This window comes from Exiguobacterium alkaliphilum (genome assembly GCF_018138125.1).
Lineage (GTDB): Bacteria > Bacillota > Bacilli > Exiguobacteriales > Exiguobacteriaceae > Exiguobacterium > Exiguobacterium alkaliphilum.
Map to the genome: position 1 here is coordinate 2,336,887 of NZ_CP073101.1, position 13,224 is coordinate 2,350,110.

At 54.7% G+C, this 13,224-nt stretch carries 17 protein-coding genes and 1 other annotated feature; all 17 genes read right to left on the reverse strand.

Going from position 1 to position 13,224, the window contains the following annotated elements; all coding sequences use genetic code 11:
• Window positions 1-50: 50 nt before the first annotated feature.
• The 17 genes from rpmA to KB235_RS15730 all read right to left on the reverse strand — a co-directional run bounded on the left by rpmA (window position 51) and on the right by KB235_RS15730 (window position 13,126).
• On the reverse strand, window positions 51-332 hold the full coding sequence (gene rpmA, locus KB235_RS12055) for a 50S ribosomal protein L27 (RefSeq protein ID WP_016508537.1): 282 nt from the start codon (window positions 330-332) through the stop codon (window positions 51-53).
• Between the two features lie 12 nt (window positions 333-344).
• Window positions 345-680, reverse strand: a complete 336-nt coding sequence (locus KB235_RS12060) for a ribosomal-processing cysteine protease Prp (RefSeq protein WP_034809697.1) — start codon at window positions 678-680, stop codon at window positions 345-347.
• Between the two features lie 3 nt (window positions 681-683).
• The gene (rplU, locus tag KB235_RS12065; RefSeq protein ID WP_016508528.1) at window positions 684-992 is read right to left on the reverse strand and encodes a 50S ribosomal protein L21; all 309 of its coding nucleotides are present in this window, start codon (window positions 990-992) and stop codon (window positions 684-686) included.
• A 15-nt stretch (window positions 993-1,007) separates the two neighbouring features.
• Window positions 1,008-1,079, reverse strand: a sequence feature (ribosomal protein L21 leader region).
• Window positions 1,080-1,134: 55 nt separating this feature from the next.
• A complete protein-coding gene (locus tag KB235_RS12070; protein WP_211779755.1) occupies window positions 1,135-2,457 on the reverse strand; it encodes a ribonuclease E/G in 1,323 nt (440 codons plus the stop codon).
• A gap of 43 nt (window positions 2,458-2,500) precedes the next feature.
• Window positions 2,501-3,358, reverse strand: a complete 858-nt coding sequence (gene minD / locus KB235_RS12075; protein ID WP_051622741.1) for a septum site-determining protein MinD — start codon at window positions 3,356-3,358, stop codon at window positions 2,501-2,503.
• A 5-nt stretch (window positions 3,359-3,363) separates the two neighbouring features.
• Window positions 3,364-4,035, reverse strand: a complete 672-nt coding sequence (locus KB235_RS12080) for a septum site-determining protein MinC (protein ID WP_034809700.1) — start codon at window positions 4,033-4,035, stop codon at window positions 3,364-3,366.
• A 2-nt stretch (window positions 4,036-4,037) separates the two neighbouring features.
• The gene (mreD, locus tag KB235_RS12085) at window positions 4,038-4,532 is read right to left on the reverse strand and encodes a rod shape-determining protein MreD (RefSeq protein ID WP_051622742.1); all 495 of its coding nucleotides are present in this window, start codon (window positions 4,530-4,532) and stop codon (window positions 4,038-4,040) included.
• A gap of 1 nt (window position 4,533) precedes the next feature.
• Complete coding sequence (gene mreC / locus KB235_RS12090) at window positions 4,534-5,424, reverse strand: rod shape-determining protein MreC (RefSeq protein WP_211779756.1); 891 nt, start codon at window positions 5,422-5,424, stop codon at window positions 4,534-4,536.
• A 13-nt stretch (window positions 5,425-5,437) separates the two neighbouring features.
• Window positions 5,438-6,475, reverse strand: coding sequence for a rod shape-determining protein (locus KB235_RS12095; protein ID WP_034809705.1), 1,038 nt, complete (start codon window positions 6,473-6,475; stop codon window positions 5,438-5,440).
• Between the two features lie 202 nt (window positions 6,476-6,677).
• Complete coding sequence (locus tag KB235_RS12100) at window positions 6,678-7,514, reverse strand: DUF2785 domain-containing protein (protein WP_211779757.1); 837 nt, start codon at window positions 7,512-7,514, stop codon at window positions 6,678-6,680.
• A 115-nt stretch (window positions 7,515-7,629) separates the two neighbouring features.
• Entirely contained in the window at window positions 7,630-8,070 is a 441-nt protein-coding gene (locus KB235_RS12105) for a hypothetical protein (RefSeq protein ID WP_246514202.1), read from the reverse strand.
• Between the two features lie 62 nt (window positions 8,071-8,132).
• On the reverse strand, window positions 8,133-8,762 hold the full coding sequence (radC, locus tag KB235_RS12110; RefSeq protein WP_211779758.1) for a RadC family protein: 630 nt from the start codon (window positions 8,760-8,762) through the stop codon (window positions 8,133-8,135).
• 23 nt (window positions 8,763-8,785) lie between these two features.
• The gene (locus tag KB235_RS12115) at window positions 8,786-9,373 is read right to left on the reverse strand and encodes a Maf family protein (protein ID WP_211779759.1); all 588 of its coding nucleotides are present in this window, start codon (window positions 9,371-9,373) and stop codon (window positions 8,786-8,788) included.
• A 135-nt stretch (window positions 9,374-9,508) separates the two neighbouring features.
• Window positions 9,509-10,216, reverse strand: a complete 708-nt coding sequence (locus KB235_RS12120) for a hypothetical protein (protein WP_211779760.1) — start codon at window positions 10,214-10,216, stop codon at window positions 9,509-9,511.
• Window positions 10,213-11,793, reverse strand: coding sequence for a pilus assembly protein PilM (pilM, locus tag KB235_RS12125; protein WP_211779761.1), 1,581 nt, complete (start codon window positions 11,791-11,793; stop codon window positions 10,213-10,215). The genes KB235_RS12120 and pilM overlap by 4 nt, the downstream gene beginning before the upstream one ends.
• 12 nt (window positions 11,794-11,805) lie before the next feature.
• The gene (locus tag KB235_RS12130) at window positions 11,806-12,558 is read right to left on the reverse strand and encodes a prepilin peptidase (RefSeq protein ID WP_211779762.1); all 753 of its coding nucleotides are present in this window, start codon (window positions 12,556-12,558) and stop codon (window positions 11,806-11,808) included.
• Window positions 12,559-12,649: 91 nt separating this feature from the next.
• Window positions 12,650-13,126, reverse strand: coding sequence for a prepilin-type N-terminal cleavage/methylation domain-containing protein (locus tag KB235_RS15730; protein ID WP_246514204.1), 477 nt, complete (start codon window positions 13,124-13,126; stop codon window positions 12,650-12,652).
• Between the last annotated feature and the right edge of the window lie 98 nt (window positions 13,127-13,224).

Below are 13,224 nucleotides of genomic sequence, written 5' to 3' on the forward strand. Positions count from 1 at the left end.
AAAAAAGACTCTAACCAAATAAGTGGCTAGAGTCTTCTGCGTGGTTCTACTTACGCAACTGGGTAAACGCTCACTTGTTTCTTGTCGCGACCAAGACGCTCGAAGCGTACTACGCCGTCAACTTTAGCAAACAATGTGTCGTCGCCACCACGGCCGACGTTTTCACCTGGGTGAATCTTCGTACCGCGTTGACGGTAGAGGATTGATCCAGCTGAAACAGTCTGTCCGTCAGCGCGTTTAGCGCCGAGGCGTTTCGAAATCGAGTCACGACCGTTTTTAGTCGATCCTACTCCCTTTTTCGATGCGAAGAACTGAAGGTTCAATTGTAACATGAGGTCCACCTCCTATTGTTCAATTTGGATATAATCACCGTAACTTTGGGCGACCGTGTCTAGTTGCACGAGCATCCCTTCTAGTAACAGCTGGGTGCGAGTCATATCCTCCGGCGATAAATCAGGATACGTCTCGACATAAAAGTAACCACCCTCTGTTTTGTCTGCCATTTCTACGAGAAGCGACTGACCTGCGAGTACCTCGACCGCGTTATACGCCCCAAAGATGATGGCGGAAACGCCGGCACACACTAAGTCAGAACCGGGTTCAGCAAAGTTGGCGTGACCTGTCACTTCAACGGAACGAATCGACTTCGTCTCGTCTCGTCTGACCATTACTCGAATCATAGCTTACGCTTCGATTTTCTCGATGCGAACTTTCGTGTAAGGCTGACGGTGACCTTGCTTACGACGGTAGTTTTTCTTAGCTTTCATTTTGAAGACAGTGATCTTCTTCGCGCGACCGTGTTTAACGACAGTTGCGACGACTTTAGCGCCCTCTACGAGTGGAGCTCCGACTTTAACATCGTCACCACCAACGAAAAGAACTTCACCGAATTCTACAGTACCCTCGACATCAGCATCGAGTTTTTCGATGTAGATCTCTTGACCTGCTTCAACTTTGATTTGCTTACCACCAGTTTTGATGATTGCGTACATATACGTGCACCTCCTTGTTTAACTCAGACTCGCCATCCAGGGCAGGGCAAAACCGTTTCAACCCGTTCTGTGCGGTTGTAGCCATTTGGGTGCTTCCAAACGAACTAACGTTATAGATGATACCACTCTCGTTCAAACGTTGTCAACGACGTTGTACGAAATTTTGACATTCCTCGTCCGTCCCGAAAAAGACGATGTCCGCTTCCCCGTCAACGAAATAAATTTGAAGCCCGAACGCATCCCACTCCCCATCCTGCCATTTCGGCGGGAGCGCCAAGACGACGGCCTCATGCGCCGTCAAATCGAGAAGGTCACGCTCAAGCTTTGAGAAGACGGCGAGCTTCGACGGACGCCCGTCCCGCACCATCCGGTCTTGAATCGAGCGGCCGGTCCGTTCTCGGGACAGTTCGAACAACCCCATCTTCGTGAAACCGTACACTTCGACGCGACGCGGGTCGCGGACGCCGACTCCCTTCATCTTTTTCAAAATCCGGGCTTGTCCGTCCTTTGAACCGCGCAAAAAATCGATGACGACCATGCCGCCGATGTTGCGTAGCCGGAGTTGCTCCATAATCGTATAGAGCGCCGCCTCGTTAATCGTGTCGGCGGCCCGGCCTTTGTCTTTGACGGCGACGTTCTTGCCGCTGTTGACGTCGATGACGGTCATCGTCTCGACTTGTTCAATCAAGACGTACGCCCCGCCTTCGAGCCAGACGACCCGGCTCGTCAGCTTCGCAATCGCGTCATCAAGCCGACGTGCCTCGTTCATCCGGCCTTTGCCGACGAACCGCTCGACCGGGATTTCAAGTAGGTCGAGACGACGTTTCGCCTCGGCGTCGTTCGTCGTGACCGATTCGACCGTATGTTTCCGGGCGAACTGTTCACAGAGCAGCTCGTCTTGTCCGAAACGCGCGGACGCGACGTCTTGGGCCCGGGCGCGCAGACGCGCAAGCTCGTCTCGTAACGCTTCAGGGTTCGCCTGACCCGACTCGGTCCGGAAGAGCACCCCTTCCGCTTCCTCGAGATCGAACACTTTCGACAACCGGTCTTGTGTGACGAGGTCGAGCTTCCGGCTATAAAGTGTACGTCGTCCATACGGGAAATAGACGAGATAGCGTCCGCCGAAGCGGATGTTTTCCGTCACTTTATGATGTTTGCCGTTGATGCCTTCCTTCGTCACTTGAACGAGCCGTTTCTCGCCGACGACAGCCGCTTGACCGATCGTCGGGACGTCCGGGTACGACGCGAGCGCCTTCAGCGTCTCGGCGATCGGGAGGAAGAACGTCGTCGCGCCGTCGGTCAAAAACGCGGCCCCGAGCGATGGATGAATCCGTTCGACCGCCGCCTCGACGATTGTGCCGACGGCGAGTTGGTCGAGGAAGCGCTCTTCGACTTCGAGCAACCGCTCCCCGTCGACGAGCATCGCCCGCTCGATGGATGGGGTCCGTTCATAGATGAGTTTCATAGTTCGCTCTCCTTTCGACACAAAAAGGCAACTTTCGTTGCCTTTACGCTTTTTTCATTCCAAATTTCATCATGAGCTTTGTCCAGAAGCCGACCGGTTTTTTCTCCGTCTGAATCGACATGAGTGGCACCGATTCACCGAGGATGCGACGCGTGATGTTGCGGTACGCTTGTCCGGCGTTATTGTCCGGGTTCATCGTCACCGGCACCCCGCGGTTCGCGGCGGCGATGACTTCTTCGTCATCGACGACGACGCCGAGCAGGTCGATCGACAAGATGCGCATGATGTCATCGATGTCGAGCATGTCGCCCGATTCGACGAGATGGTTCTTGACGCGGTTGACGATCAATTTCGGTGCGGCGACGTGCTCGGCTTGCTCGAGCATCCCGATGATGCGGTCCGCATCTTGGACGGCCGCTTTCTCGGGTGTCGTCACGACGACGGCCTCGTCCGCTCCGGCGATGGCGTTCATGAAGCCTTGCTCGATACCGGCCGGGCAATCAATCAACACGAAGTCATATTGCGTCTTCAACTGGTCGATGATCTCTTTCACTTGTTCCGGTTGGACCGACGTCTTGTCTTTCGACTGGGCGGCCGGGAGCAAGTACATCTCTTCGAACCGCTTGTCGCGGACGAGCGCTTGATGCAGCTTGCATTGACCGCTAATGACGTCGACGAGGTTATAGATGCTCCGGTTGTCGAGTCCAAGCACGATATCCAAGTTCCGAAGACCGATGTCCGTGTCGACGAGACAGACCGAATGTCCAGACAATGCGAGACCCGTCCCGAGGTTCGCGGTCGTCGTCGTCTTCCCGACGCCACCTTTCCCCGACGTCACGACGATAGCCCGGCCTTTCTTCACTTCTTTCGCTGTATGTACAGGCTCTACTACTTGCTCCATCAAACTCACCCTCTCTGTAATTCCATTGCATATGCATCTTTCAATCCCGTCATGACTTGACGGAGACGTGTCATTTCAATCCCTTGATTCGTCTGATACGCGCAACCCATCTCGATTTCCGGAAGCTCTTCGCCGTCGTCCGACGCGAGAACGTGCTCGCCGATCGCCAAGAACTTCGGATGCAAGAGACTTGCCGTGATGACCGCGTCACTCCATCCTTCGACACCGGCCCGTACATTTCCTCGTATCGTACCTAAACAATAGATGCTACCTGTCGCCCGAACCTCGGACCCCGGGTTGACGTCCCCGATGATGAGGACGGACCCGTCAAACGAGAGCACTTGTCCGCTGCGGATCGTCCCGCTATGGTAGTGGAACGTCTTTTTGCCGTAAGTCGCCTTCGCCTCTTCGGTCAGCATGACCTCGCTCGAAAGCTCCTCGATATAAAAAACGCCATGACGAGCAACGACTTCACGAATTTGACGTGACAGCTCCTCGTCTAAATAACGAGTTCCCGCGTGCAACTTGAGTGCAATCTTCCCAGAGGGCGGCTCCATTTCTTCTAACGTGGCCTCAAGCTCTAGGAGCACGTCGTCGATGCCACTCCGTGGATTGAAGTGGATGGCAATCCCGTTGCGATGTCCTTTAATCGTAATGTGTCGTTTACGCTCCATCATGGCTACCCTCTCTTCGCTACAGGGCGCGTCGCCACGTACCGCGTCATCGGGTAATACAGTACCGCGATGGCGATTGCATTGACGAACAACGTCCCTGGAATCTGTTCAACTAAAAGTGTCTGCATGGTCATGGTCGTCCCGCCGATTGCTGCCATCACACTATAAATCGTGAACGAATAGACAAGAATCATAAACGTGAACGTGATGACGACCGAGAAGAAGTTCTCACCTATATATTTTAACACGAAGCTGACTAAGAGAGGAATGAGTGAAAAAGTAAATAAGTAAATTCCGAGCAAGTCGGTGTAGACGATGTCATACAGTAATCCGAAAACGAGCCCGAAACCGAACGCCGACTCAAAGCGGCCATACAAACTGATATACATGAGTCCGATCAACGTCAAAGCGAGGAACGGGGTCATGTAGTGCCACGAAAAGATGGCCGCCCATGTCCCTTCAATAAGAAAGAGGAGGAACAAGGCGATGAACACTCTCATGTTACTCACCGGCTGCTCCTCCTTCCTCAGGTGCCGTCAAGAACGGTTCGACGAGCGTCCGATCGATGACGTACATTTGCGAGAACTCGTTGAAGTCCGCCTCTGGCTTGATGCGGGCCACTTGCGACACCCCGTACTCATCGGTCTCAATCGACTCGACCGTCCCGATGACGAGTCCAGCCGGATAACGGCCGCCAAGACCTGACGTCGAGACGATTTCGCCTTCTTTCAATTCGACGCTGTTCGAGATCTTCGTGAAGAAGAGCTCGTTCGTCTCACTGTCGAAGCCGTCAATCGTACCGTACGTCGCCTTCCCGTCCGCATCGTTGACGACGGCCGAGACGTTGTTCGTCCGGTTGTTGTCGCTGAGCAGTTGGACTTGCGACGTATACGCGCTCGTCTGGATGACACGTCCGACCATGCCGCCGGCTGCCGTGACGGCCATCCCTCGCTCGACGCCGCGCTCTTCCCCGACGTTAATCGTGATGTAACGTTGCCAATCGTTCGGCGTCCGTCCAATCACTTCGGCCGGGATGAGGTCGAAGTCCCGAAGTGACGTCTCGCTCGCGTCAATCATTCGACGCAGCTCCTCGTTCTCTCGGCGCAAATCGTCGGCTTCGACCGACACTTCAGCGTACTTCGTCAAATGTTGCTTCAATTGACGATTCTCTTCATAGATGTCGCGGACGTCCGTAATCGAGGACACCGTGCTGTCCATCCAGCCGATCGGCACGGTGAACACCCGTTGGAACGTCCCGACCACATCACGCGTGACGTCTTGGTACCATGCAGATTCCGACCGTCCTCGAATCGAAATCCCTAAAATCACGACGAATAAAATGATACCGATTAGCGTGATGATGAGCTTTTTATTGCGTACGAACCGGCTCATCACTGATCACCTCTCATCGACGTGACGAAATGCCTGATTTTGAACGGAGGACGTCCATCATTTCGAGAGATTTTCCAGTCCCGATGGCGACACAGTCGAGTGGCTCATCCGCGACGAGCGTCGGGATGTGTGTCTCGTCTGAGATGACGTCATCCAAGTTTTTAAGGAGCGCGCCGCCGCCTGTGAGGACGATGCCGCGGTCCATGACGTCTGCCGCGAGTTCTGGTGGTGTCTGCTCGAGCGTCTGCTTGACGCCTGCGAGAATCGCCTCGACCGTATCCGAAAGTGCTTCGCATACTTCAGCCGCTGACACTTCGATTTGTTTCGGAAGGCCCGTCACGAGGTCGCGACCGCGGATTTCCATCTTCTCGCCTTCGTTCGACGAATCGATGCGTGCTGAGCCGACTTCCATCTTGAGTGTCTCGGCCGTGCGTTCCCCGATCATGAGGTTGTATTTGTTTTTGATGTAACGAATAATGGCGTCATCCATTTCGTCACCGCCGACGCGAATCGATTGGCTCGTCACGATGCCGCCGAGTGAGATCACTGCGACTTCGGTCGTACCGCCACCGATATCGACGACCATCGAGCCTGTCGGTTCCCAAACCGGGAGACCGGCGCCGATTGCTGCCGCGAACGGTTCTTCAATCGTGTACGCCTCGCGTGCGCCCGCTTGTTTGGCCGCATCTTCAACGGCGCGCTTCTCGACCGAAGTGATGCCGCTCGGGACGCAAATCATGACGTTCGTCTTCGAAGAGAACAAACCGCTCTTCGACTTCTGCGCTTGCTCCATGAAGTACTTGATCATCGTCGCAGTCGTTTCAAAGTCCGCGATGACGCCGTCTTTCATCGGACGACGTGCCGTCACGTTGCCCGGTGTACGGCCGATCATATCTTTCGCCTGGTTACCCACGGCCTCGATTCTACCTGTATCTGTACGGAACGCCACAACAGACGGTTCACGAACGACGATGCCTTGACCTTTTACATAAACGAGCGTGTTAGCCGTTCCAAGGTCGATTCCGATTTCTCGGTTGAAACTACGAAACATAGGTGTTGCCCCTCTCTTATTTACACTATTTTTTATTATAACGGAAAAATCATGTTTGAAAACGTTCATTCGATTACAGGTTATTTACAATCCCTGCATCCAAGTCCTGTCTCACCGTCTACTAGTTTGCCTTCTTTTACCGAAAAACGCAAATCAAAAAAGCAAGCGCATGAAAGCGCCTGCTTCGATTTCGACTCATTTCTCAAACATTCTTTAGTGTGAGAAGCACCGCCGTTTGAAGCGCGTGACGGTCCGTCTCGTTCAACTTGACAAGAAAGCTTTTTAAGAACGTTTTCACATTATGGACGACGTGCCAATACTGTTCGGCTTCGAGCTCTTGTTTGTGGACGCTCAGTCTAGCGGGCAAGTCTTCTAGCAACACGATCAGTTCTTGCTCGTCCATCCCGCGGTCAAGTAGTCCGAAAATCGGGTTTAGAAGCCGTTCATCTTCATCGTGCACATAGATGGTCGAAATCCTCACCTTGCTCCATAACGCTTCAAGCACATCACTAAACTCGGTCTCGTCGAGTTCCGGGTGTAAGACGAGCTCGTCAAATGTATCGGCCACGTGTGCAATCGAATGGGCCCAGCCTTTACCGGTCACATATCCTCTCGTATCGATCTCGCATTCAAGATACGCCAACAGCTTCGCCTTCAATCGCTCGAGGTCCGCTTCCGACAAGAAGCGCTGTTGCCGGTCCTGATACAAAATCAAGGCGAGCAACAGCGTCGAGAACGACCGGGTGAAGACGGTATCCGTTCCCGTCTCCCCGATACCATGGAACAAATGATACTTGAGCGTCGTCTGAAACAGGTTCGTCAACTGTTCAGTCGTCATTAACTCATCTTCAATGATGAACCGGAAAAAGAGCGTATAAATCAATTGATCTCGAAGTTCGGCGTCCGTCGAACCGATATGATGGAGCATCGACTGGATGACACGCGCTTCGTCTACTTGATGCAAGTGAACGGTCCCGTCCTTGATGTCCGTTAAAATTCGCTTTAAATCTTCTTTTTGATAAATCATGTCTTCAAACATGTCGCATCACGTTCCCTTTTCATCCGCCTTATAATACCGTTTTCGACACCACGTGGACCGACTCCTTTACATACGAAAAGCAGGCACGATTCGCCTGCTTCGGATATGACCTGATTCAAGTTCGCGTCGAAAATGAAAGCAACAACATCGCCCCGTAACAAATGACCGAGATCAAAAGCACCGGTTGAAAGAAGCGGGACGGCTTTTGCCGTGTCGCCCCGGCAAGAAACCCCGATACCGTCACAACGAACACATACACCCCGACGTACATGAAGAGGAGTTGTCCAATCATCTGCCAGACTTGTGAATCGATTGTCGCGTTCCCCCATGCAAGAAACAGTGCCAAATAGGCAATGAAGGCGACGATGCCGAGTGCAATGACGAACAGCGGCGACAAGCGGTCGAACCATTCATTTTGTGGAAGCTGCTGGAACAGTGCGATGCTAACCAAGACGAACAGCATGAAGACGACGAACGTCAAGGCGAGCGGTTGGAGTGGGACAAAACTCGCTAACAGCGCCATTCCAACAATTAAAAGCCAAGTAATTTTTTTCATGTGAACACCTCGTCTGCCAGTATAGCAAACTTGGTTCTCATTTGGAAATATCCTTCCAAAAATCAGCCGTTCATATACCCCCGCTGTTTCATGCTGACGTAATGGTCTTCCCCGATGATGACGTGGTCGAGACAGGCGATACCGACGATATTCCCCGCTTCGACCAAGCGCTCCGACACCTCGATGTCTTCCCGGCTCGGTGTCGCGTCGCCACTCGGATGGTTGTGGACGGCGATGAAGCACGCCGCCGACAGCTTGAGCGCCTCGCGGAACACGTCCCGCGGGTGGACGATCGACGAGTTGAGTCCACCGACGAAGAGCGTCTTCCGGGCGATGAGCTGGTTTTTCGTATTCAAATACAGACAGACGAAATGCTCCTGATTGAGGAGCCGCAACTCGTCTCGGAGCAACTCGTACGCGTCTTGCGGCGAACGGATCGTCGGCATCTCAGACTTCGGTTCTTCGACGTAACGGATCCCGATCGTGAACGCCGCGAGCAACTGCTCGGCCTTCTTCTTCGTCATCCCTTCGATTTGGCACAAGTCGCTCACGGACGCCTGCGATAGCGCCCGAAGCGTCGGATAGACATCGGATAATCGCCGGGCGGTCGCGTGCGGGTCCCCGCCCCGTCCCCCGATTTGAAGCAGACTGGCGATGGCGGTTTCAGCACTTCGGTCGAGCACCATGGTCATTCCTTCACCTACTTTCGCAGCAATCACAGAAAGCGTGGCGTCACCCCGTGACCTTCGAGCGTCCGGACGAGCGGCATGAGCGGCAGGCCGACGACGTTATAGTAGTCGCCTTCTAACCGTTCGACGAACAATCCGCCCGACCCTTGGATGCCGTAGGCGCCGGCCTTATCATACGGCTCAGCGGAATCGAGATAGCCGTCGAGCCACGCCTCCGGGATGTCGATGAACGTGACGCGTGTCGTCGTGACGAACAAGTCTTGGCGCTCGGGTCCGATGATGCTGACCCCGGTCAGGACGTCATGCGTCGCACCGGAAAGACGACGGAGCATCTGGCTCGCCTCTTCCCGGTCGGCCGGCTTCTCTAGGATCTTCCCGTCTAAGACGACGACCGTGTCCGACCCGATGACGACGGCGTCACGGTGCAAGCGGGCGACGTCCATCGCCTTCTCCCGGGCGAGGCGCCCGACGTATTCATCTGCCGCTTCGCGCCCGTTGACACCCTCGACGACGTTCGACGGGATGACCTCGTGGTGAATGCCGGCCTTGGCCAATAGTTCGGTCCGCCGCGGTGACATCGAGGCGAGGATGACACGTTTCTGTGTTGGTTTCATTGTATCGACTCCTTCTCATCTTAGATAACGGGCTTCCTTCCCGTTTCACACTCCCCTGTTGATTGTAGGCAAACCGACAGCCGAATACAATCGTAGCCGACAGAAAAACGCCCCTCGATTTCGAAGGGCGTCGCGTCACGGCGTCGTATAGTCATACACCGGGATGTCTTTACGTGGGAACGTCTGCGTCGGCACGTACCGGTCCTCAATCAATTGCGTCAAGTCCGGTCGATAGAAGGCGTCGAGTTCGACCGTGAAGTCGAGCGGCGCAATCGTCTCGGTCGTGTTCGGTCCCGTCTCGGCCGGTCCCGTGAACTGAACGGTCCGCAAGATGTGAATCCGGTTCATCGACTCGACCGACTCGAGGAAGAGGACGAGCGCGTCGTACGTCTCGGCTTGAAGCGAAACGGTCGTTCGCACCGAGGACGCGTTCACCGGGGTGATGTCGACCGGTGTCGCCGGTTCGGCCGTCGCGCTCACGTCTTCCGGTTCCGGCGTCTCGATCGTCTCTGGCACTTCCGACTCGGCGAGGACACCGTCCGCGAAGGCGATGCTCGTCACGTTGACGCTTGCGAGCTGGCTCGCCTGCGACAACGTCTCGACGACCGTGTCCAAGGCTGGCTCGGTCGGGACGCGCGTCTGGAGACGCTGTGAGTCAGCGACGTTGACGGCACGTCCTTCTTGGCGCATCAGTTCGAGCTTCGTCTGTTCGAGCGACAGTTCGCGTTCGAGTGCCTTGACGTCTCCTTGTTTCGTGAAGTACGTATAGCCGAAATATGCCGGGGCGGCGATGGCCGTGAACAGGCAGAGGGTGAAAATCAAATAAATCGTCGAACGTTTCATTGGCTCACCACCTCCTCATCGGTCGTCCCTTCGGTATCGGTCTCCGTCACTTCGGCGTCGACGAACGTGAACGTGAACTCACCGATATAGCGCGGCAACGGTTCCTCGGTCAACCGGGTCGTCTCGTCCGTCTCCGTGCTTTCCGTGTCCGCTTTCGTCTCGGTCGTGACGCCGAGCAGTTTGACGTTCTCGAAGCGCGGGTCGTTTAAAAGCGCCCGTTGGAAGGCGTTCAATTCCGGCAACGTCTCGAACTGGGCCCGCACACTCATGAGCGAGCCGTCCGCGTAGTTATACGTCAACACGTATCCGGTCGGCGGCAACTGTTCCGTCAACGCCCGAAGCGCCGGGACGGCCTGTTTTTCCTCGTTCGTGAGCGACGTCACCGTCTGGTCGAGCGAGAGCACTTGTTGCCCTTTCGAGTTCACCTGCTCCGTCTGATAGATGCGGACGAGCTGGAGTTGTTCATTCAGTTGGGTCTCCTGCCGTTCAAGTCCTTGCACCTCATAATATAAGAACCCAGCGAGCCCACCTCCAATCAGGAGCGAGGCGAGACTCGCGACGACCGGCCAGCGGAGCGTGACGTCGGTCGAGTTGATGAAGTTCGCGTCGCGGTCACGATCGAGCGTCGCCATGCCGAGAAGCGGCAACATCTGATGCGACAGCGGCGTCGCGTGCGAGAGCGGGAGCGGGTCGTCAATGCGTTTGACCGGCACCATCGCCTCGGCCTCGATCGTCTCGACGAGCGTGTCGAGCTCGGGAATCGTCCCCGTCACGATCAGCTCGTCAATCGGGCGACCGTCCGTGCGGAGCGAGTAGCGATAAAAGTCGAGGAAGCGCGACAGCTCGTTCAACCATTCGTCCGTCTGCGTCAGGAACGCCTCCCGCGAGCCACTGTATGTATACGTGACGACCCCATCCGTCGTCTCGGCACGGTACGGGATATCCGTCTCGATGGCGCGGATGAAGCGGACTTGTCCTTCCTCTAAGACGAGCAGTTGGTGCGCGAACGGTGTCACGTGCCAAAGGAGCGTCGATTTGAGCGGGTCGAGCGTCTCGAGACGGGCCACGCCGTTCGCAATGGCGACCGGGCGCGGGACGATCTTCTTCAAGACGAAGCCGCGTTTTTTCATGTAACCGCGGATCGCTTTCGTCAACTCGACCGAGACGGCGTGCAGCATGACCTCGGTCTTCATCTCCGTCTCGCCGAGCACCTCATAGTCGAAGGCGACGTCGTCGAACGGCAAGATGATCGAACTGCCGATCTCCATGAACAAATAACCGCGGATCTCGTCTTTTGGGATATTCGATGGGATATCGACTTTACGCGACAACACTTCCGTCTCGGCCATGTCGACGGCACAGACCATCCCTTTTCGTACTTTCAATTTTCGGCACAACTCGTCGAAGGCGAGGCCGAACGCGTTCTCGTCTTGGATCCGCCCTTCGGCGTAGGCATTCTTCGCCAACTGGACGGAGGCGCTCCGTTTGAAGACGCCTTGTTTGATCACGGCCCCGTGGATGCTGAGCGCATCGAACGAGAAGTACGCGACCGTTCCTTTCTCTATAGCCCGGCTCATGCTGGTTTCCCCCTACATTAAATCAAAATACCAATCAAAAAATGACTCGCTGAACCAAAACGTCAACATCGTCCCGAGCGCAATCGACGGGACGAACGGAATCGGTTGCTTGCGTCCGATTCGCTTGAATGCGATCAATGTCAGACCGACGACCGCACCAATCAAACTGGCGAGGAACAACGCGACGAGGACGTCACGTGGTCCGAGCACGAGTCCGATTACTGTAAACAGTTTGACATCGCCTGCCCCAAGTCCCCCTTTTGAGACGAAAAAAACGGTCGCTAAAATCGAAAATCCGAGCAGTGCCCCGGCGAGCGGGCTCCACCACGTCGCGCCGGATACGTAAGTGAGGACGAGCAGAACCGGCGCCGTGTAAAGCAAAATGACGTTCGGCACGAGCATCGTCGACAAATCGGACATCGCCAAAGCGAGCAGCGTCGACAAGAAGACGAACGCGAGCAGCGTTGTCCCTGAGAAGCCGTACAGCCAAAAGCTGTAGCCGTAGCCGATTGCCCCGAGCAGTTCGAACAGCGGATACGTCGGCGCGATCCGTCCGCCACAGCCGCGGCATTTGCCACGGAGGAACAAGTAGCCGAACACGGGAACGAGTTCCCATGCCGATAAGACGTGGCCGCAAGACGGGCAGTGCGACCGTGGCGTCACGATCGACTGCTTCTGTGGCACGCGGAGCCCGACGACGTTCGTGAACGAAGTGATGACCGCTCCGAGCACGATGCTGTAAATGAGTCCAATGAGGTCAACCAATCTGGTCACTCCTTCTGTAAGTATATGCCAAAAATAGAAAACCGGCTAGGCTGAGCGAGTGCCCAGCGCCAGCCGGAAAGGAAATTTATTTTTATTCTGGATCAGGAGTCGATTTAGCTTTTTCTAATTCTGCTTTGTTTAAGTTTGATTCAGGCGAATCTTTAAAGCTGTATTTTGCTTCGTCACTAGTCAAAGTGACAGCATAAGAATATTTCCCACCATTTTCTGTTATAGCTACAGAGGCTGTCGAATACATTTCTGAGGCAGTTTTGTTGAATGGATCTTTAAGACCAGAAATATAGTTTGCACCTTCACCTGTAGTGAAATCTAAAGTTGTCGCCCCCGGATTTGACGCAGTATGTAATTTCGCCGCGCTTACCATCTGCTTCGCATCGGCAACCATCGCATCCTTCTTCGAGTTCTCAATAATCCCACCAATCGCGACGACGGCGATGGCTGCGATAATCCCTAAAATCACGACGACGACGAGCAACTCGACGAGTGTGAGGCCGCGCTCATCTTTCAACTGTTTCGCATCTTGCCAAATCATTTTCATTTTTTCCAACATGATTGATTCTCCCCTTTTGTGTGTTTTGCTATGTTGTATGCTGCATGTATTACATAAGACCTAGATTAAGTAGAACAATTTTACTATACATTCAAAAT

What these genes read in the sequence shown, in the direction of transcription:
- KB235_RS12105 (WP_246514202.1), bottom strand. Translation starts at nt 8,070, where the DNA reads ATGAAAAAAATTACTTGGCTTTTAATTGTTGGAATGGCGCTGTTAGCG.
- rpmA (WP_016508537.1), bottom strand. Translation starts at nt 332, where the DNA reads ATGTTACAATTGAACCTTCAGTTCTTCGCATCGAAAAAGGGAGTAGGA.
- mreD (WP_051622742.1), bottom strand. Translation starts at nt 4,532, where the DNA reads ATGAGAGTGTTCATCGCCTTGTTCCTCCTCTTTCTTATTGAAGGGACA.
- KB235_RS12070 (WP_211779755.1), bottom strand. Translation starts at nt 2,457, where the DNA reads ATGAAACTCATCTATGAACGGACCCCATCCATCGAGCGGGCGATGCTC.
- pilM (WP_211779761.1), bottom strand. Translation starts at nt 11,793, where the DNA reads ATGAGCCGGGCTATAGAGAAAGGAACGGTCGCGTACTTCTCGTTCGAT.
- KB235_RS15730 (WP_246514204.1), bottom strand. Translation starts at nt 13,126, where the DNA reads ATGTTGGAAAAAATGAAAATGATTTGGCAAGATGCGAAACAGTTGAAA.
- rplU (WP_016508528.1), bottom strand. Translation starts at nt 992, where the DNA reads ATGTACGCAATCATCAAAACTGGTGGTAAGCAAATCAAAGTTGAAGCA.
- KB235_RS12120 (WP_211779760.1), bottom strand. Translation starts at nt 10,216, where the DNA reads ATGAAACGTTCGACGATTTATTTGATTTTCACCCTCTGCCTGTTCACG.
- KB235_RS12100 (WP_211779757.1), bottom strand. Translation starts at nt 7,514, where the DNA reads ATGTTTGAAGACATGATTTATCAAAAAGAAGATTTAAAGCGAATTTTA.
- mreC (WP_211779756.1), bottom strand. Translation starts at nt 5,424, where the DNA reads ATGAGCCGGTTCGTACGCAATAAAAAGCTCATCATCACGCTAATCGGT.
- KB235_RS12115 (WP_211779759.1), bottom strand. Translation starts at nt 9,373, where the DNA reads ATGAAACCAACACAGAAACGTGTCATCCTCGCCTCGATGTCACCGCGG.
- KB235_RS12080 (WP_034809700.1), bottom strand. Translation starts at nt 4,035, where the DNA reads ATGATGGAGCGTAAACGACACATTACGATTAAAGGACATCGCAACGGG.
- minD (WP_051622741.1), bottom strand. Translation starts at nt 3,358, where the DNA reads ATGGAGCAAGTAGTAGAGCCTGTACATACAGCGAAAGAAGTGAAGAAA.
- radC (WP_211779758.1), bottom strand. Translation starts at nt 8,762, where the DNA reads ATGACCATGGTGCTCGACCGAAGTGCTGAAACCGCCATCGCCAGTCTG.
- KB235_RS12095 (WP_034809705.1), bottom strand. Translation starts at nt 6,475, where the DNA reads ATGTTTCGTAGTTTCAACCGAGAAATCGGAATCGACCTTGGAACGGCT.
- KB235_RS12060 (WP_034809697.1), bottom strand. Translation starts at nt 680, where the DNA reads ATGATTCGAGTAATGGTCAGACGAGACGAGACGAAGTCGATTCGTTCC.